We start from the raw sequence: 20577 nt of genomic DNA, 5'->3' as shown, positions 1-20577 counted from the left end.
TATTACAATAATGAATCAACGAGGCACCGTATAGCACGGTGCCTTTTTTATATGATTCACATTCCCCCTCCTCCCTCTCCCTTACGCATTTAACCATGCCTATGCGAGTTCCTTACCTCTGAATTAATGCTGTCACCCCTCTATCGGTCGGGGATACACGCTAATTCGCAATCAATTCGTCCATTATTCATTGTGCCTAGCTATATTTTTAATATCCCAACAAAAATTATGTAATTATATCGCCTGCCTAAATGTAAATTACCTATGTTTATAATTTTTTATAATCAATATGTTAGTACAAACTCGCCTTTTAATGTTAATGATTAGTTAATTAATTGAATGATAATAATTATTATTTACAATCGTATTACCAATTAACTTTAAATAATAATCGTCATGAATAAACATTCCATGAGGCCTGTTTCTCGGCTTCTTAAATTAATTATTGGTGTTAGTCCGTTTATGGCAAGCGGAATGATGGTTGCTTACGCTGAAACCCAAGTCTCAACTCAAGACATAACGCAATTAGGCCCACTAAAAGTTTCAGCAAAATCACAAAAAGAGTTGGATGCCGAGTTCCCTTATTTACAGCTCGGCTCTTCCTCTTATATCGATGGAAAAACAGTTGAAAGATTTCGAGGGAATTCCTCCGCTGATTTCTTACGTGGCGTCAGTGGGGTGCATCTAGGTGATATTCGTAACGGTGGCGCCCTTGATGTTAATATTCGGGGTCTACAAGGTCAAAGCCGCGTGCCTATTATTGTTGATGGAACACAACAATCAATCGATGTTTATCGAGGCTATGCGGGTGTACAGCAGCGGAGTTATTTAGACCCCGATTTGATTAGTCAAGTTAGCATCGACAAAGGCCCTACGCTTGCCACTGATGGGGCTGGCGCTATTGGTGGAGCAGTGCGTGTAACCACATTACAACCCGCTGACGTGATCCCTAAAGGCGAAACGTTTGGTGTTCGTTTAAGAGGTGGGATGGCAAATAATACCGTTTCAGAACGCTCAGGGTTTTATACAAAAATCAAAGATAGCGACGATGCAAATCAATGGCCGAATATGAACAGTCGATTCGGCAGTGTAGCGATGGCAACTGACCAAGATCGCTACCAACTCCTTGCAGCTTACGCTTATCGTAAACAGGGTAACTACTTTGCTGGTAAGCATGGTGCTGATCGCTACGAAAAAGCACATTATTCGACAACCGGCGGCACAGGAATGACGACAGCCGCAGTGATCGAAGCGTTTCCTGCTGGTAAAGAGGTACTTGATACACATAGCCGAAGTGAGTCTTGGCTGCTCAAAGGGATGGGAGAGCTAACTGAAAATCAAAAACTGGAGCTGATTTATCGCCGTTATGACGCAAGTTGGGGGGAAATTATGCCTTCAATGATTATGGCCCCGAACAGCAAAGGTGAATCAACACAGTTTGTTCCTAGTAAAATAACCATTGATGCTTTATCGGCAAAACACAATTTTAACCCTGATAATGACTGGCTCAACCTCACATCGGAGTTTTGGTATACACGCTCAGTGAGCCGTATGTACAATGCTAACATCGGTAATGTTCCTGTGTTTGATTTATCAACAGAACAGCTACCTGATCCACAAAATGAAGAGTACAAACAAGGCTTATTATCGGATATTCGAGCTGATCGCTATGGCGTTAACTTAACCAATCGCTCTACGTTTGAAAGCCGTTTTGGTGAATTTAATTTAACCCTTGGCGGTTCTTTTCAACATGAAGATACAGGACCTAACTCCCCTATTTTAAAAGAAAACTTGCAGAAAAACCGTTTCTTACGTAGCGGCGTTCGCAAAGAGTACAGTCTTTCCAGTTCGTTGGAATATAAACCCGTAAACTGGCTAACACTTCAAGTTGGTGGTCGCTATACCGAATATAATGTGCGAGATAGAAATAGTACCGCTTACGCGGCAAAATCACGTACTCAAGAATATACGTTTGCCCGCCTGAAAAAGAATGGGGAATTTTTCCAAAAATGGCCCGAAAGTTGGTATATGGAATGGTGGCCTGATGAACAAGGTCATTACACCTTGGACTCATTAAAAAATACACCTTATGCCAATAGTACCCTAGGCGATAAATATGATTTCGATGACTTTGAGCGCGATCCTCGTCCACCAGAGCAAGCTATCTTGAAAAAAGAAGTCACAACCGAATACGCTTATACCAAACCAATGGAACGTCATGGACGCGACTTTAGCCCACAAGTCGGTATTGCATTTCATTTAGATGACACTAGCCAGTTATATGTGAAATATAGCGAGGCCGTTAAAAACCCAAGTATTTTTGAATCAACTCTTGGCAATTGGACTTCTGTTCCTGCGGCTGATTTAAAACCCGAAAAAAATAAAGTTTTGGAGATCGGGGCTTCCACCGTCCAACATTCAATGCTAACAAGTGATGATAAGATGGCTGCGAAAGTTGCTTGGTTTAAAAGTGATTTGCACAATATGATCACGCGTGGTTACCATCCAAATAATTCATCATGGCTTATTGAAAACGTCGACCTGTATAAAACTTCAGGGATCGAATATCACCTCTCTTACGATCAGGGTCGCTTCTATGCGGATGTCTCTGGAAACTACTACTTAGAAGCAAAGACTTGTGACGCCACAACCGCGAGTCGTATTCGTGGTTATGCCTATGGTGACCCAAACACACCTAATTGCGTCAATGGTGGCTTTGGTACTTCATTAGTTAATTTGACTAATCCCCCCAAATACACGATTAACACTACACTTGGCGTAAGATTATTAGAGGAGCGTAACTTAGATATTGGCGTACGCCGTATTTATAATAGTGGACCAACGCATAAATTGAACCAGAATTGGCATACAGTGGGTATGACAGGAACACAATTAATTTATTTGTCGACAGTCACCTACGATGCCTATGCGAACTATCAGTTTAATCCAAATGCAGATATTAATTTAACGGTAACTAACTTAACCAACGAATATTATGTTGATCCAATGGCATTGAGTTTAATGCCTGCTCCTGGACGAACCTTCACGGTAGATTTTACTTATCGATTTTAATGTCCCTCTCCTGCCTTTATAGGCAGGAGAGTTTTAAGCCTGACTTAAGCGGCTTCTTCTGTTTTCAATCGTTGCATATAACGGTAATGTGAAAAGGTAACCAGCAATGCGACAAAAGCGATACCAGCCCCCAACATAAAGCCGCCTGAATACCCTATTGCAGCGGTCAACCCCACGAGCATCATTGAACTCGCTAATTCACCAATATCACGAGTGCTTTGCACTGCGGTCATATCTGTGCCTGCTTGATGGTAACGTGATGCAAACTGCATGCCTGCGGTCATGATAGCAACAGAGGTAATACCTGCTGACAAGGAACCAAGAACGATACATGTCGCCACTAACCCCATCATCACACCATTCACTGATTGCACCATCCAAAGTAAAGAGGATAGCAGTGCAAACAGTAAACCGAATGAAAAGGCCCGCCAAACACCTATCTTACCAATCAGCCATGCGCCACCGCCGCATCCTAATATCAAGGTTACCATTCCACCAGCCATCCCCATTTTGCCGATCTCCGCTAAAGACCAGCCTGCATCATTGAGGAATAGTTTAGCCAATCCAAACCCTGAAACAGCAGTGACAGCGGATAGCAGTGTTAATAATAATAATCGAGGAGCACCACGCCGTTTAAAGGTGTTTAACAGACTTGCTTTTTCAGCGACAACGCTTGTCTGTGTTTTTTTCAGTGGGCATACCGCAATAAACAATAAGCTCAATAATGGTACGCACGCCAAAATTGCCAATGACATATGTTGGCCTAAAGAGTCGCTCATCATCATCAAGCCTGCGCCGCCAATAAAAAAGCCAGCCATCACCCCCGCTATCTGTATCGCATTAATTTTAGATAGCATTGCGCTATTGACTTGCTCTGCCGCCATTCCATCTGTGGCAATATCTTGGGTTGCACTCGCTAAAGAGGAAAGACAAAGTAATGCTACACACGCGATAGCATTTTCCACAGAAAACCCAATCACACTGAGTGAAAACATGCTCACAGTGACCACCACTTGCATTGGAATGATCCAACTTTTACGACGTCCTAATGTCTTTCCCCAATGGTTATCAACAAAAGGTGCCCAGAGGAATTTAATCACCCAAGGTAGTCCAACTAAGGGTAAAAAAGCTAATACACTCAGCTCACTGCCATCATGGCGTAAAAATGTCGGCAACGCATCCATTGCAACGCCCATTGGAATGCCTTGTGCAAGATATAATAACCCTAAGGTCACGACTAACTGTTTATTCTGTAATAGATCTTTCATATCCACTCCGATCACTTTTTTGTGGTGCGGACAATTTCGCAACACATACAAGTGCTAATAACAAAAATACGCCACAAAACAGCAAGATGAAATTAATTCGAGTCAAGTAGGCCGGCTGTTGCCATAGGGAACAAGCTAACGCGATGAAAAATAGCAAAGCAGATAATGAGGCAATCAGAATCAACATCTGGCGTCTATGCTTAACCACCATACACATGACCCAAATGGCGCCCCAAAATAGAAAAAATACACGCATTGGCAATGAGAATGACAAGGACATCACGACAAGTAATCCGCTCGTTGACAACAACAATCCGCCACAACATCCCACTATTACCCCTGAAATAGGTGAATCTGAGTGTCGCCAGCACCACATTGCCAACCCACTTGCGACCAATACACAGCCGCTAAAGCCAGCAATAAAATGTAAAACACTCAACACCATGTCGAGTTTCGGTAGCCATTGATATTGACCATAATGCAGTGGCTGGATACTGATAAAAGCACGAGTCCAAAATGCCTGCTCAGAAGAGTCTCGAATGCCCGTTAGCTGCCCTTTATGCAAATCGAAACGGTATTGTTCAAAATTCGCACTACTGGGTTGCCCTGCCCGCACGCCCCCCACAATCAACACGTTATCGCGGCGCATTAATATTTGAGGTGTGAATGATGGATAGGATTGTTCAAGCAATGTGAGAACTTGCTCGGGTTGGTAGCGGCCTTGTGTAGGCGGCTGGCTGGCTATCTCTCGAAAATCCCCCATCAATTGTTGCATCACTAATTGAGGATGATCAGGATTGACACTGCTTGCCAGCCCAACGGTACCTAAAGCGCCTACCCCTGATAATGCTCCCGTGACAGCAAACAGAATTAGCCATGGGTAACACCATAACCCCAACCCATTATGGAGATCATGGATCAATAAACGTAAATTTCGCCGACGCGGTATCTGCATCATGGAAGCTAGCTTACGTCGGTTAATAATAAAGCCACTGATTAAGAGTACTGCTAGTGCAAAACCAAATAGGCTGACAAAAATGCGTCCGGGGAAATCCATAAAGAGGCTCTTATGCAAAGTTACCAACCACATTGCGGGTGTATTTTGCACTAAAGGCTGGCCAGATATTGCGCTATAGCTGTTATCACATTGCCCTATTCCAAGGCAAAACGTGATCGTCGGATTAGCAGGTTGAGGTAGCTGCACTAATGTTGAGTCAGGCTGTCGTGCTAATAATTGCGATAATGGTAAGTGCTCGCCCGAAAGCGGGGCTTTATTCCACCAAAGACGCAAGGCGTCGCTGCCTAAGCTCCAAGTACCACTCAACATGATCACAAATAAAAAAACACCTAAAAATGCCCCCGCACTACGATGCAAATTAGACATCCGGCGTATAAGAGGTACCGTCATAATCCCCCCTGCCAAAACAGTATTAACAATGGAATTGGCCACCATCCATAACTGCGCAACAACATTTGCTGCCACCCTTGGGCCGTTAAACTGTAGACAAACATGCCTATAGTGATAAAAACCGAAAGGAAAACAGCGCCATAAAGGCGGTTTAATGGATCAACGGAAGGGTATAGCTGGGCTAATGATAGGGAGAGCACGACTCCCCCAATCAAAGTACCAATGACTGCGATGACACTGACTAATTTCATTAAAAATCAGCCTTTACCGTCAACATCACATTGCGAGGGTCGCCATAACGGTTATTCCATTGCGGTGAGAACAACCCGGAATAGTAGCGACGATCAAATATGTTATTTAGATTAACGGCTGCTGTCCACGTTTCATCAATTTGATAACCTAAACGTGCATTAAACAGCGCATAGCCCCCTTGGCGTAAGGTGACATTGCCGTTGGTCGTGCTATAGGCACTTTGTGCTTGCATACCACCACCAACGCTCCATTTACGCTCATCCCAAGGAAGGTCATAATTTGTCCAAACCCGTAGCATATGACGTGGGGTTAAGGTGTTATAAGCATTCCCTTTATTTTGGCTATCATCACGATACTTGGTATCGGTGTAAGTATAACCAACAGAGACATCCCAAAATGGGGTAATGTAGCCAACACCTTCTAATTCAAAACCCTGACTACGAACCTTTCCACCGCTGATAAAGTAGTTATCGAAACCACCAGTTGGATGATCCGGATCTATTTGAGGGTTATTTTTAATATCTATTTGATACACCGCACCAGATAAGTTTACGCTGCCATTAAGCAACCCCGCCTTAATCCCTGTTTCCAACGTTTGCCCTTCCACAGGCTTAAGCATTTTGCCACTCCACGTTTTCGCCGTTTGTGGCTGATACACGGTTGAATAGCTGCTATACCAAGACCAATCTTTTGCAAAATCCCAAATCACACCACCGTATGGCGTGATACGGCCATTTTCCGTGAATTTAGCGCTTGGTGATTTCAGTTCCCACCAACTATCACGCGCACCAATAATCACCGTTACAGGCTCCACAACCTTAATTCTGCCCATCCCATATACGCCTTTTTGGGTCGTCTTGGTTGCTCCGGGTGAACTGTATTGGCCTATTTTAGGCTTAGGCACACTATGGGGATCCCAACGATAAACATTCACCGGAACATTCAGTGCAGGGTCAAACTCAGCGCTATACTGTTTTTCACTCGCATGAGAATAATTCACGCCCATGATCACATCATGTTTTTGCCCCCAACCTTCAACCTTGCCATTTAAGCTTGTATCCAGGCTGATTTGTTCGTTGCGGAATTTATACGCGCCTCCCATTAGCATGGCTCCATCCCCTGTTTCAGGGTCGATATTTCCCCATGCCCCCGCATAAATAAGCCTTGCATTAACGTGCTGATATTCGGTATTGAGCTTATACTGCCAATCATCGTTGATTTGGTGTTCAATGGCGGCAAAAGTACGGGTGGTATCCCATTTAAAACGATCCCAATCCACATCAAGATAGGTTTTACGAGGTAGATGTAAATCGCTACCATCTTTCCCCATCGGCACTCCTGCCATATTGGTTACTGAATCGATTGTTTGATATTGCGCTCCTACCCGCAGCAACGTGTCCGGCGTTAGGTCGGCATCAACAGTGGCATACATTAAACGCGTCTTCTGATCGGAAACATCATAGAAGAAATCTTTATCTTCCCATGCCATAACAAAGCGTCCGCGAACACTCCCCGACTCATTAAGCAAGCCACCTACATCGGCCTCACCCCGATAACGATTCCAACTCCCGGCCGTTAAACTGAGTTTTGCCATGTCCTCTTTTGGCGCATGCTTACGTACCATATTGACTGTCGCAGCAGGGTTGCCCATACCGTGAAGCAACCCATTGGAGCCACGTAAAATCTCAACACGCTCATAGACCGCCATATCCTGTGGAGAGCTGGCCATATTACCGAGCAATGCCGGAACACCATCAATTTCAAAAGAGTCAATCTGGAAGCCGCGCACATAATAAGCGGTAGTCAACTTCACATAAGGGGCACTTGTCACCCCTGTCGCCCTTTGCATAACGTCATCAAGCGTTTGTAAGTTTTGTTTTTCGATTTGTTCACGATCAATCACACTGACCGATTGCGCCACTTCTCTTGGCTTTAAGGCTATTTTTCCTAATGTAGTGACACCCGGCTCAACATAGTCATCATCAACACTCGATAGGGTAGTGACTTGCATAACATCATGTTTAGATTGAGAGCTTTCTTCTGCCCCGACTGAAAAGGCCCACGGTGCAGTTGCCAAAAACAATGCACAGGGCGCTAATTTGAGCCCTGATAAGCGCTGAGAGTGATGAACAGACAACATTTTCTACCCTAAAAAGTTAAATGATAATTGTTATCAATTTAGCAATTTATGGGATTGGTTACTTTCGAATGCCGGATTTTGTCTATCGCTATCCGGCAACAACTAACGTTTTTTGAGTTGATTTGGCGAGAGACCAAAACGCTTACGAAATGCAACAGAGAAATGGGCTGGGGTATAACCAACCTGATAGGCGATGGTCGAAATGTTGGCGTCATGCACCGTTAACAATTGATACGCGGTATCTAAACGATACTCCTGTAACCAACCATAAATACTATTACCAAATAACTGGCGGAAGCCTTGGGTCAACTTACGCGTATTCATGCCAACACGCTTAGCTAATACATCCAAACTTGGAGGGGATTCTAACTCTTGCATCAAAATAGCTTTTGCCATGTGTAGATTATCAATCTCACGTTGGCGTAATTTTGGGGCTGTTTGTACTGGCTCATGTAAAAAATGATGTAAACACAGCGCAGTAATTTCAGTTACCTTGGCACCTAAATAAAGTTGGTGTAACGAAGGATGGGTTGGACAAGTAAATAGCTGCTGCGTCATCGCTAATACACTCGCAGGGATCGCGAAATGGCGTAGTTGAGCTTTATGAGAGGGATAGCAGCTATCAGGCAAAACTAATTGATGCTGTTCAAGCCACTCAGGTGAAATATCAATCATTGTATATTTCATTGGTTGGCAGGCGCGAAACAGGTTGCATAACTGATAGCTTTTCTGGCTGCCAGAGAGTATCAATGAGGGTGAATTCACTTCGACATTATGTCCAGAGCTGCTACGACAACCCATTGCACCTTGATGTATGGCCACTAACTTCAGGCCTGCCTGTTGTTCTTCATCAATCCCAAGATCATGCGGGATCACAAACTCACCACGACTGATCCTGATAAAAGCACCAATCGAGTAATCTTCACGATGGGAATGAGCTTGATTAAGTTTGTCTTCAGAACACTGCTGCATGATCTTTTTCGAAACAAAGGCTATGTGCCTGCTATCTTGTCAAAGAAACAAGAAAATAACAATCATTATCATTTGCAATTTGTGCATTAAAACCTATTTGATACTGAATAGCTTAGCGTAATGTTTTGGATTAAGACGCAAAAAAAGAAATAATGTTATTAATATCATTAAGATATGTGCGCCCCATACCCAAGCGAAACTTTGGCTGATTTCATGTAGCCATGCGGCAAAGAAAGGACCAAAGGCCGCAATAATAAATCCACCAGCTTGCATCAGAGAGGTTAACGCGCCAGCGCTTGCAGGATGAGGCAAATGATCAAGAGACGTAATAATACTTAGTGCAAAACACCCACCCAGCCCTATACCGATTAAACAAACCCATAAAAAAGGCACTGAATGAGGAAATACCACTAAACCTGCAAAACCAATTGCTTGGCTACATAGCGTTACCACCAACCAAAATCGACGATCAATATTATGGGAAGCTAAAACAGGGATTAACAAAGCCGATAATGCTTGAAATACACTCAATAAAGCGACAAGTGAACCACTTTTTGCACTACTCATACCTTGTTCAATAAAAAAGGGGGCTAACCATGTTACGACTGAACCATATCCCGCATTAACAAGACCAAAGCCAACCATAAGCAACCATGCTCTTGGTTTTGTTAAAAACTGCAAAACTGCCCCTTTTCCAGCATGTTGATGAGAAGCTGAAGAGCGTATATTGGCAATAATGGCGAATAAAGCAAATAAAGCGGGTAATGCCATCCACGCTAAAGCGGCTTGCCAATGACCAGACTCATGAGTGCAAGATGGTATCGCTTCATGACATGAGAAATTAGCAATAAGGGGAGTTAATTGTGCACCTATTGCTCCCCCTGCCATCAACATCGCCGAATAAAGCCCTGTCATTGCGGCCATTTTTTGTGGAAAACGTAATTTAATTAATCCAGGAAAAACGGCTTGAATATAAGCGGCTCCGACACCACAAATAAAAGCCGTTATGAGCAATTGCGCACTGTCAGCAACAAATAAGCGGCATAAGGAACCGATGAACAACAATAACATTGCCAGACTAATACCTAAGCGCTCTCCCAGCCTTTGGTTAAGCGCAGGAACAATTAAGGCTCCTATTCCCATTAATAGCATAGGCAATAAGGTGAGTAATGAAATACCTTGATAAGTCATCCCCGTCGTTTGCATAATGCCATCAATCAGTGGGCCGGGGCCGGTCATAAACGGCCTTAAATTAATCCCGACCAATACGATTGTCAGTACTAAACCCAGCGATGCTGTTTGACGTTCACTCATTAATGTTGTTGTTCCCGCCAAAAAGTATAAAGTGCTGATTGCGTTTCATTTTCTGGCTTTAATTGTACAAAAGTCAGTCCGCTTTGCTGTTGTGGCTCCACTCTAAGTGCCTGTGCAATTGCTTCTGTTGATAAGCCAAATGGCTCTGCATCTTGATTTGAATAAGCGTAAATAATTCGTGAAATCCCTGCCATACGCATTGCCGCTAAACACATTGGGCATGGTTGTCCGCTCGCATAGACCACACAATCCTCTAATCGAGTGCGCTGAAGGATCTCCCCTGCTTGTCTTAAAGCCATTAGCTCTGCATGCGCTGTGGGATCACACAATTCAAGCATCTGATTAACCCCTGTTGCAATGACTTTACCATCACAAACAATCACGGCTCCGAAGGGACGGCCGCCCGTTTTAACATTTTCTTTAGCCAGTGAAATTGCTTGTCGCAAAAACTGTTTATCTAACATTACTTAGCTCCTGAATTTTCAAGAATTTCAACTAGATTGTCATAACCCTTTTGCTTGGCCAACGCTAACGGAGATTTTCCTGAAGCGTCCGCTAAATTGACATCGGCGCCACCCTTGATCAATTGAGTCACAATAGCCGCATATTTTTCACTACCATCACCCAGTATGATTGCCTCTATCAGAGCCGTCCAGCCTAATCTGTTTACATGATTAACGTCGACTCCCGCATCAATTAAAGTTTGTACCGTTTTTACATGCCCGCGCTCTGCGGCAGGAATTAATGCTGTTCCACCATAGCGGTTAGTGCTTTTCAAATCCGCGCCATGGGCTAGGGTCATTTCTAAAATTTCCTGTAATCCCCTAGCCCCTGCATACAAATAAGGGGAATCTTGTATTGCATCGCGTGCATTCACATTGGCACCTTGTTCAATTAAAAATTGAGCCACCTCGATTTGATTAGCATGTGTTGCCGCCATTAAGGGAGTACGCAAACGTAAGTCTCGTTGCTCAATATCTGCTCCTTGTTGAATAGCTTGGGTAACCGCCGGCAAATCCCCTTTTTCAGCCAAAGCGACTAGAGATGATGAATTTGCCTGTGCAAATGATTTAACAATAAATATCAATGATATACTAAGAATAACTAACATATAGCCTAGCCATTTGGCTGGCAAAAATAGTGTTTTCATTGTACCCCTCCTCTGCAATCTATTTAATCTACTGAAAATATATGCTATTTAAAAATTAAATATTCAAATTCCAGGTATCTATAAAATGAATACGTTATTAAATTTGGTCTTACTTAAAACTTTTATTGCGGTGGCAGAGACCGGCAGCTTCACTGTAGCTTCACAACATTTAAACTCGACTCAATCCACTCTGAGCCAACAGATCCAGCGCTTAGAAGCCTTAGTGGGCCAGCCTTTATTGATACGCGCCCATCGAATGCTCACATTAACTGAAACAGGTGAAATCCTGTTCAGTTATGCCAAAAAAATTATCGCACTCAATGATATGTTTTTTATGAAAATTACAGGCAATGCGGTGATCCAAACGTTACGTCTTGGTTTCCCTGAAGATTTTGCTTCTGGGCAAGTTACACCAACCCTTGCGACGTTTATGCGTGACCACCCGAACATTCGTTTAGAGGTTACCAGTGGTTTAAGCCGCCAACTTCATCAACGATACCAGCAAGGTGAACTCGATTTAATTATCGTGAAGCAACGAAAAGGTGAATTTAAGAGCCATTATCATTGGCCAGAACCTTTATGTTGGCTAACAAGCGCTAATAATCAACATGTTAATGCCGATTCTTTGCCTTTGATTGTTTTCCCTGAAAATGGCTTGTATCGTAACGATATGTTCCGCTTACTGGATATTGAACAGCGCCCTTGGCATATTACCTATACTTGCACAAGCCTTGCTGGTATTCAAAGCGCCATTACCGATGGCCTTGGCATCAGTTTATTACCACTGCGAGCTAAGCTACCACAGCATCGTATACTGACTGCACAAGAAGGCTTTCCAGATGCAGAGGAGATGGAAATTGCTCTGCATGTCCATGGCAATTCAGAAGTGGTTTTAACGCTAGCTGAACGCCTAGCACGACAATTTGAACAACTTTGATAAAGAACATGATATGCAGAAACTCTTTGATCACCTAATCACACTAGAAAAAAAGCTACACCATTATTCAAATAGAGATAATTTAGAATTTCTTGAAAATATTCTGCACCCAGCGTTTTTAGAATTTTGCCGCTCTGGTGTGAGCGCCGATAAAACAGAGACACTTTTAGCCCTCACTCAAGCTAATAATTTATTGGAAATTCACTCCGAAAATTTCCAATGTGCACAGATAGATGCGAATACAGTGCTCATCACCTATTTAAGTTTTCAACTTGATAATGGGATACCTATTAAACAAACACTACGCTCATCGATTTGGAGCAAAAATCAGCACAACCAATGGCAGCTCCGTTTCCACCAAGGAACACCACGTTCGTTATAAATGCTTTTTTGCTGCATCGTAAACGTCATTACGATGCAGCTTTCCTATGACATATAAACAAATTTCGTTTATTTACTCTATGCAATTTCATGGCTACTATTTTATTTGTTTATTAAAAATAATATCTAATAAATTTAAATAGTTAATGGAATAAATAAAAGGAATTTCAAATGAAAAGACACCCTATTCGACCTAGCTACGCCCCCTATAATTGTAATAGTGGTATACCTCATATACCTGATACACACTGGGATCCACATTCAAAAGCATGGGAGTTCAATGATGTACAAGTTAATCATGACTTCATCCCAGCAAGCTGGCCGCCTGAAGTCAAGGATGCATTAAAGAACAATGTTTATCTTGTTTGTGGTGAAAAGAATTGTCCGTACCTTAAAGAGAAAAATTTTCAAGAATAAATGAAAGCGATCAATAGTGGTGATAAGACGGATGCTTTAAGAATTTACAGTCAAAGATTTGCGCAATTCAGGAATATGAAAAAAAGCATGATTATGGCGAGTTTAGATAGAGCCAGAGTCGCAAGGGAAAGACAAAGTCCATGTGGTTATTCAGGGCCTATACGGTCAACAGGTATTATTGCAATGCCAGGGATATGGAGTGCGTGGAAAGATCTCCTCACAAGTATGCCAAATGAAATTACCAATACTCCCCATTCGTATACCGTTAATTTTAATAATTCATCAAACTTAGAGTCATCATTTGATGTGGAGATTAAATATCCAATATCTAGTGGAATGAAAACGGTTAATACAGTGGGACCAGGAGCTTATCTTATTGAAGCTACTGGTGGTGGAACTGCAAGTATACGCATAAAATCACATTCAGTACCTATCACGGTCAGTATAAGCTTCCCTAAATAATTCATTATTTAACTATATAAAACTAAAAGAAGTACAACGTGATTTCTTTTAGTTTTTAGCATTTCGTCCATAACTTTCTAAAATATTATTTATTACTTTTTTATCCGAAAATGCCTGTCTATATCCATTTTCAGATTGTATTTCCCCTGCGATATACGTTTGAGAAATTTTATTTACACCGAAGTAAAGAGATACCTTTTTACCAATATTTTTACTCAGAAGAGAATTAAATCTTTCCGAACATTTAGGTGTTCTATTGATCTCAATATTCAAAACATAGTCATTTTTTAACTGTGAATGTCCCAATTGAAGTACAGAAACACACTCTTTTTCTAAAATAAACTCATCATTTTCAAATTTATAGACGAGCCTATCGTTGTTACCTGCCACTGAACAACCTATTGATAAGACACCAACAATAGCGATTAAAAAATTCTGGATCCATCGACTCACTCAAATATCTCCTTTATAACAAATAAAAAATAATAACTTCCATCTTAGCTTGTTATACATTTAGTTTCAGTGCTCAAAAATACAAAAATCCCCCAGTAAGATAACCCTACTGAGGGATTGATTTAGCGATTAGCTTGGTTAACCAAGCCTAAGCACAATTATAGAACGTCAACGCAGTTCAGTTCTTTGAACGCTTGCTCTAAACGAACAACCATGGATTCTTGACCTTTACGCAGCCATACGCGTGGGTCATAGTATTTTTTGTTAGGCTTGTCATCACCTTCTGGGTTACCCAACTGACCTTGCAGATAACCTTCGTTCTTTTTGTAGTAGTTCAGGATACCTTCCCAAGTTGCCCACTGAGTATCTGTATCGATGTTCATTTTGATAACACCGTAGCTAACCGCTTCTTTGATTTCAGCAGCGCTTGAGCCAGAACCACCGTGGAAAACAAAGTCTAGGCTGTTGTGAGGCAGATTAAATTTCTCAGAAACATAGTCCTGTGAGTTACGTAGAATTTTTGGCGTTAACTGGACGTTACCTGGCTTATAAACACCGTGAACGTTACCGAAAGAAGCGGCGATAGTGAAACGAGGGCTGATTGCGCTCAGTTTCTCATACGCGTAAGCAACGTCTTCTGGTTGAGTGTACAGCGCAGAGCTATCCATACCGGTGTTATCAACACCGTCTTCTTCACCACCAGTACAACCCAGTTCGATTTCCAGCGTCATATCGATTTTCGCCATACGAGCCAGATATTTAGCACAGATCTCGATATTTTCTTCCAGAGTTTCTTCAGACAAGTCAATCATGTGTGAAGAGAACAGAGGCTTACCGGTTTTCGCATAGTGTTTTTCACCTGCGTCTAGCAAACCATCAATCCATGGCAGCAATTTACGTGCACAGTGGTCAGTATGCAGGATCACAGGAACACCATAATGCTCAGCCATTTGATGGACATGTTGAGCACCTGAAATGGAACCTAAAATAGCCGCTTGTTGCCCTTCTGCTTTCAAGCCTTTACCCGCGATAAAAGCCGCACCGCCGTTAGAAAACTGAACAATAACTGGAGCACGTACTTTCGCTGCCGCTTCAAGTACGGCATTAATTGAGTCTGTACCGACACAGTTCACCGCTGGCAATGCGAAGTTATTTTCTTTGGCAACTGCGAAAACTTTCTGTACATCATCACCTGTGAGAACACCCGGTTTTACAAAATCAAAAATTTTAGACATTTGAAAAGGTCCTGTGTTAAACAGGCTGCCTACGCAGCCTGTTGTTCATGACAAATTAATTACGCTTTAGCACGTTCTTCCAGCATCACAACCGCCGGCAGTTTTTTACCTTCAACGAATTCAAGGAATGCACCGCCGCCTGTTGAAATGTATGAAATCTTATCCGCAATACCGAATAAATCGATAGCCGCTAATGTGTCACCACCACCCGCGATAGAGAAAGCTTCACTATCAGCGATTGCACGTGCAACGATTTCGGTTCCTTTACGGAAGTTAGGGAATTCAAAAACACCAACTGGGCCATTCCACAGAATGGTTTTAGCATTTTTCAGAATTTCAGCCAGACGCTCAGCAGACTCGTCACCTAAGTCGAGGATCTGCTCATCATCTTTAATTTTAGTACTTGATTTTAATGTCGCTTCCGCAGTTTCAGAGAACTCCGTTGCTACACGGACATCAGTCGGTACTGGAATATGGCAGTTTGCCAATAATTTTTTCGCTTCTGGGATCAGATCCGCTTCATATAAAGAGCGACCAACATTATTACCTTCAGCGGCAATAAAGGTGTTTGCAATACCACCACCCACAATTAATTGATCGGCAATTTTAGAGAGTGAATCTAAAACGGTCAGTTTTGTCGATACTTTTGAACCACCGACAATCGCCACCATTGGGCGAGCAGGGTTATCCAGTGCTTTACCTAATGCTTCAAGTTCAGCGCTGAGTAGAGGACCAGCACAAGCAACTGGCGAGAATTTAGCAACGCCATGCGTTGACGCTTGAGCACGGTGAGCGGTACCAAAAGCATCCATGACATAAACATCACACAGTGCAGCATACTGTTTTGACAGCGTTTCATCGTCTTTTTTCTCGCCTTTATTGAAGCGAACGTTTTCCAAAACGACTAACTCGCCTTCCGCGATATCCACGCCACCTAAATAGTCTTTGACTAAACGAACCGGGTAATCAATCTTTTCAGCCAGATAGTCAACAACAGGTTGCAGTGAAAATTCTTCATTATACTCGCCTTCAGTCGGACGACCGAGGTGAGATGTGACCATGACTTTAGCACCTTGCTTGAGAGCAGTTTCAATTGTTGGTAATGAAGCACGGATACGTGCATCAGAAGTAACTTTGCCATCTTTTACAGGAACGTTTAGGTCAGAACGGATGAAAACGCGTTTACCCGCTAGGTCCAAATCGGTCATCTTAATTACAGACATGGTGAATCCTCTTGTTGATTCTCTATAAAGTTTTCATTAATGGCTGTGTGGGTCATAGTCTACCCTACCGTCTGTCAGCCGTTAATTAGTTGAAACCTGTTGCTGCCATCGCTAAAGTTGTATCTAGCATCCGGTTAGCAAACCCCCATTCGTTATCACACCAAACAAGGGTTTTAATTAAATGCTTACCGCTCACTCTCGTTTGTGTGCCATCAACAATCGCACTGTGCGGATCATGATTAAAATCCATCGAGACTAACGGTAATTCAGTATAGTCTACTATACCACGAAAATGTCCATGCGCGGCGCTTCGCAAGAGTTGGTTTACCGTTGCTACGCTAACATCACTGTGCACGGTAACACTCAAATCAATGGCTGTCACATTGGTTGTCGGTACACGTACCGATATCGCCTCAAAATGATTTTGAAATTTTGGAAAAATTCGCGTAATACCCGCTGCTAGCTTAGTATCAACCGGAATAATTGATTGGCTGGCAGCTCGCGTTCTTCTTAGGTCATGATGATAAGCATCGATAACAGGCTGATCATTCATTGATGCATGGATTGTTGTTACCGTGCCTGACTCAATACCGAACGCATCATCTAACAGTTTAATGATCGGAATAATACAGTTTGTGGTACAAGATGCGTTTGAAATAATTTTATCGTCAATTGTTAGACTATCATGATTAACGCCATAGACAACTGTCGCATCAAGATCATCCGAGCCAGGATGGGAGAAGAGCACTTTTTTAGCGCCCGCATCGAGGTGAGCTAAGCCATCTGCGCGAGAACCGAATGCCCCACTACAGTCAAGCACAACATCAACTCCAAGTTCTTTCCAAGGTAGCGAACTGATATCAGGTTGATGAAAGAGACGAATATTGTCATCGCCGACCTGCAACAGCGAACCGCTAAGGCGGACATCCCAAGCAAAGCGACCATGGCTTGAGTCATACTTCAGCAAATGCGCAATCCCTTCAGGGCTTGCCAGCTCATTAACCGCGACAACCGTAATTTCAGCACGTCGCCCAGACTCATATAAAGCCCTTAGTACACTCCGTCCGATCCGACCGAAGCCGTTAATCGCCACTTTTATTGGCATCCTACACCTTGAATTTCAACAAAATCACACGGCTGATAAGGATAACTGACTCACACAAACTCTACTGCTGATTTTAACGGTCAAACATCAAAAATGTGCTTCACTCGACACTTTTGAAATTTTTTAGCTTATTGACCACAGCAACTGAAACGGTTCAGCTATTTAAGAATTAGATTAAGGGATATAGGCACAGAACGCAATAGTCAAAACACATGAAATGCACAAAAAAACAACGCCCCTACAGCAAAATTGATGTAAGGGCGTATTTCACTCTTTCTTACGACCCGTAATTAGGTCGTAAAATAATTACTTCAGCAATGACTTAGCAGCTTTCACTGCGCTTTCAACAGTGATACCGAACTCTTTGAATAGTTCTTCAGCAGGTGCTGATTCACCAAATGTATGCATACCAACGATAGCCCCATTGAGACCTGTATATTTGAACCAGTAATCTGCAATGCCTGCTTCAATAGCAACACGCTTAGTCACACTTGATGGTAGAACGGCTTCACGGTATGCCGCGTCTTGTTTATCAAATACCTCGGTTGAAGGCATTGAAACAACACGTACTTTACGGCCTTCGCCAGTCAGTTGGTCAGCGGCTTTCACTGCTAACTCAACTTCTGAACCTGTCGCGATAAAGATAAGCTCCGGCTGGCCATCGCTATCTTTCAGGATATAAGCCCCTTTCTCGATCTCCGCTAATTGCTTAGCAGTACGTGGTTGCTGCTCCAGATTTTGGCGAGAGAAGATCAGCGCACTTGGGCCATCTTTACGCTCGATAGCGTATTTCCATGCGACAGCAGATTCAACTTGGTCACATGGACGCCATGTATTCATATTAGGCGTTACACGTAAGCTAGCTAATTGCTCAACAGGTTGGTGAGTTGGGCCATCTTCACCCAGACCGATAGAGTCGTGAGTATAAACAAAGATACTACGCACTTTCATCAATGCAGCCATACGCACAGCATTGCGTGCATATTCAACGAACATGAGGAATGTTGCACCATAAGGAACAAATCCACCATGTAAAGCAATACCATTCATGATTGCTGACATACCGAATTCACGTACACCATAATGGATGTAGTTACCCGCTTTGTCTTCATTCAATGGTTTAGAGCCAGACCACATAGTCAAGTTACTTGGTGCTAAGTCAGCAGAACCACCTAAGAACTCAGGCAAGACTTTACCAAAGGCTTCTAAAGCATTTTGTGACGCTTTACGGCTAGCGATGTTGGCAGGATTTGCTTGCAGATTTTCAATAAATTTCTTCGCTTCTGCATCAAAATTAGCAGGCAATTCACCCGCCATACGGCGAGTAAATTCTTCAGCTAATTCAGGGAAGGCTTTTGCGTAAGCGGCGAACTTATCATTCCAAGCCGCTTGTTTTTCTTTACCAGCTTGACGGGCATCCCATGCTTGATAGATATCTTGTGGGATTTCGAATGGACCATACTGCCAGTCTAGATTTTTACGTGTTGCCGCAATTTCGGCATCACCTAATGGTGCACCGTGAACAGATTCTGTACCTGCTTTATTTGGGGAACCAAAACCGATCACGGTTTTACACATAATCAGCGTTGGTTTATCTGTTTCGCGCTGTGCTTCTGTGACAGCAGCATGAATTTGATCGGCATCGTGACCATCGATATCACGAATAACATGCCAGCCATAAGCTTCAAAACGTGCTGCGGTATCATCAGTAAACCAACCTTGTACATGACCGTCGATAGAGATACCGTTGTCATCATAAAACGCAATCAGTTTATTTAATTTCAGTGTCCCTGCTAGAGAGCACACTTCGTGTGAGATACCTTCCATCATACAACCATCACCCATGAACACATAAGTGTGATGGTCGACGATGTCATGGCCTGGGCGGTTAAATTGCGCCGCTAAAGTGCGTTCAGCGATAGCAAAACCGACTGCGTTTGCAATACCTTGCCCTAATGGACCTGTGGTGGTTTCAACGCCTGGAGTATAGCCATATTCAGGGTGGCCTGGTGTCTTAGAGTGGAGTTGACGGAAGTTTTTTAGCTCATCGATAGATAAGTCATAACCCGTCAGATGCAGCAAGCTATAGATCAGCATTGAACCATGGCCATTAGAGAGAACAAAACGGTCACGGTTAGCCCAGTGTGGATCTGCTGGGTTATGATTCATATAGTCACGCCACAGAACTTCAGCAATATCGGCCATGCCCATAGGCGCGCCAGGGTGCCCTGATTTTGCTTTTTGAACCGCATCCATACTTAGAAAGCGGATAGCATTAGCAAGGGTTTTACGAGTCGTCATTAGTATACTCCAGGTCGGATAAAAACGTACTTAAACCAATTTTCACAACGCAATACGGAATTATTGCACTTTTTCATAGGCAAACTATGAAACTAACGCAATTTGCTCCATACAGCAATTATTCGCTACATTTGTGCCCGCGAATCGTCAATAAATTAAGCCATTTCAGAGCTGAATCCTTTCCATTGCGCAAAATATCACTTAAAGATGAGTTTTTTGCGCAATTCATTACCCTTATTAAACCTGAGTTTACCATCAGGGATCAAGGTGATTTATGCTTCTTATGCATTTAGAGATAACAATAGTGATTATTGACAAATTTTGCTATGAAAAATTGGCTGATTAGATAGGAGATAAACATGTACTCTACATATCGAAACAAAAAATCCCCTTTCGTTATACGACTTGGTTATAATCTCGATACAATAGCAGCCCACTAGCCACCAGAAAATGAGTACATTTAGCTCAAACGCACTGAATAATCCAA

At 42.8% G+C, this 20577-nt stretch carries 18 protein-coding genes; 5 read left to right on the top strand and 13 right to left on the bottom strand.

Features of this window, described 5'->3' with window-relative positions:
• Positions 1-396 precede the first annotated feature (396 nt).
• On the top strand, positions 397-3072 hold the full coding sequence (locus P2E05_RS04100) for a TonB-dependent receptor domain-containing protein (RefSeq protein WP_154622655.1): 2676 nt from the start codon (positions 397-399) through the stop codon (positions 3070-3072).
• A 44-nt stretch (positions 3073-3116) separates the two neighbouring features.
• On the opposite strand, the gene P2E05_RS04095 is transcribed toward P2E05_RS04100, so the two are convergent.
• The 8 genes from P2E05_RS04095 to P2E05_RS04060 form a co-directional block, all read right to left on the bottom strand.
• On the bottom strand, positions 3117-4340 hold the full coding sequence (locus P2E05_RS04095) for a RhtX/FptX family siderophore transporter (RefSeq protein ID WP_247047364.1): 1224 nt from the start codon (positions 4338-4340) through the stop codon (positions 3117-3119).
• Complete coding sequence (locus P2E05_RS04090; protein WP_272657641.1) at positions 4318-5748, bottom strand: PepSY-associated TM helix domain-containing protein; 1431 nt, start codon at positions 5746-5748, stop codon at positions 4318-4320. Before P2E05_RS04090 ends, P2E05_RS04095 begins: the two co-directional genes overlap by 23 nt.
• Complete coding sequence (locus tag P2E05_RS21610) at positions 5745-5999, bottom strand: hypothetical protein (RefSeq protein WP_154622652.1); 255 nt, start codon at positions 5997-5999, stop codon at positions 5745-5747. The genes P2E05_RS04090 and P2E05_RS21610 overlap by 4 nt, the downstream gene beginning before the upstream one ends.
• A complete protein-coding gene (locus P2E05_RS04080) occupies positions 5999-8140 on the bottom strand; it encodes a TonB-dependent siderophore receptor (protein ID WP_154622651.1) in 2142 nt (713 codons plus the stop codon). Before P2E05_RS04080 ends, P2E05_RS21610 begins: the two co-directional genes overlap by 1 nt.
• A gap of 102 nt (positions 8141-8242) precedes the next feature.
• On the bottom strand, positions 8243-9112 hold the full coding sequence (locus P2E05_RS04075) for a helix-turn-helix domain-containing protein (RefSeq protein ID WP_154622650.1): 870 nt from the start codon (positions 9110-9112) through the stop codon (positions 8243-8245).
• A 93-nt stretch (positions 9113-9205) separates the two neighbouring features.
• The gene (locus tag P2E05_RS04070; protein WP_251465144.1) at positions 9206-10426 is read right to left on the bottom strand and encodes a cyanate transporter; all 1221 of its coding nucleotides are present in this window, start codon (positions 10424-10426) and stop codon (positions 9206-9208) included.
• Positions 10426-10890, bottom strand: coding sequence for a nucleoside deaminase (locus tag P2E05_RS04065; RefSeq protein ID WP_154622648.1), 465 nt, complete (start codon positions 10888-10890; stop codon positions 10426-10428). Before P2E05_RS04065 ends, P2E05_RS04070 begins: the two co-directional genes overlap by 1 nt.
• Positions 10890-11576, bottom strand: a complete 687-nt coding sequence (locus P2E05_RS04060; RefSeq protein ID WP_154622647.1) for an ankyrin repeat domain-containing protein — start codon at positions 11574-11576, stop codon at positions 10890-10892. Before P2E05_RS04060 ends, P2E05_RS04065 begins: the two co-directional genes overlap by 1 nt.
• Before the next feature lie 85 nt (positions 11577-11661).
• Here P2E05_RS04060 and P2E05_RS04055 point away from each other — a divergent pair, with 85 nt between their 5' ends.
• From P2E05_RS04055 to P2E05_RS04040, 4 genes are all read left to right on the top strand, one after another.
• Positions 11662-12513, top strand: a complete 852-nt coding sequence (locus P2E05_RS04055; protein WP_272657644.1) for a LysR substrate-binding domain-containing protein — start codon at positions 11662-11664, stop codon at positions 12511-12513.
• Positions 12514-12526: 13 nt separating this feature from the next.
• A complete protein-coding gene (locus tag P2E05_RS04050) occupies positions 12527-12895 on the top strand; it encodes a DUF4440 domain-containing protein (RefSeq protein ID WP_230085794.1) in 369 nt (122 codons plus the stop codon).
• Positions 12896-13065: 170 nt separating this feature from the next.
• The gene (locus tag P2E05_RS04045) at positions 13066-13311 is read left to right on the top strand and encodes a hypothetical protein (RefSeq protein WP_249999902.1); all 246 of its coding nucleotides are present in this window, start codon (positions 13066-13068) and stop codon (positions 13309-13311) included.
• The gene (locus P2E05_RS04040) at positions 13312-13773 is read left to right on the top strand and encodes a colicin Z C-terminal domain-related protein (protein ID WP_230086012.1); all 462 of its coding nucleotides are present in this window, start codon (positions 13312-13314) and stop codon (positions 13771-13773) included.
• A gap of 48 nt (positions 13774-13821) precedes the next feature.
• Here the strand turns inward: P2E05_RS04040 and P2E05_RS04035 are convergent, their stop codons facing one another.
• The 5 genes from P2E05_RS04035 to tkt form a co-directional block, all read right to left on the bottom strand.
• On the bottom strand, positions 13822-14226 hold the full coding sequence (locus P2E05_RS04035) for a hypothetical protein (RefSeq protein WP_004927262.1): 405 nt from the start codon (positions 14224-14226) through the stop codon (positions 13822-13824).
• A 158-nt stretch (positions 14227-14384) separates the two neighbouring features.
• Positions 14385-15461, bottom strand: coding sequence for a class II fructose-bisphosphate aldolase (fbaA, locus tag P2E05_RS04030; RefSeq protein ID WP_004927260.1), 1077 nt, complete (start codon positions 15459-15461; stop codon positions 14385-14387).
• Positions 15462-15520: 59 nt separating this feature from the next.
• Positions 15521-16684 carry a phosphoglycerate kinase gene (pgk, locus tag P2E05_RS04025; RefSeq protein ID WP_154623657.1) on the bottom strand — a complete coding sequence of 388 codons (1164 nt, stop codon included), beginning with the start codon at positions 16682-16684 and terminating at the stop codon, positions 15521-15523.
• Positions 16685-16769: 85 nt separating this feature from the next.
• Positions 16770-17789, bottom strand: a complete 1020-nt coding sequence (epd, locus tag P2E05_RS04020) for an erythrose-4-phosphate dehydrogenase (RefSeq protein WP_154623658.1) — start codon at positions 17787-17789, stop codon at positions 16770-16772.
• 306 nt (positions 17790-18095) lie between these two features.
• On the bottom strand, positions 18096-20090 hold the full coding sequence (gene tkt, locus P2E05_RS04015) for a transketolase (protein WP_163860725.1): 1995 nt from the start codon (positions 20088-20090) through the stop codon (positions 18096-18098).
• Between the last annotated feature and the right edge of the window lie 487 nt (positions 20091-20577).

It is taken from the genome of Providencia stuartii, assembly GCF_029277985.1.
GTDB classification, from domain to species: Bacteria; Pseudomonadota; Gammaproteobacteria; order Enterobacterales; family Enterobacteriaceae; genus Providencia; species Providencia zhejiangensis.
Note: the sequence above shows the minus strand (reverse complement) of the source record. Positions and strands in the feature narration are given on the sequence as shown.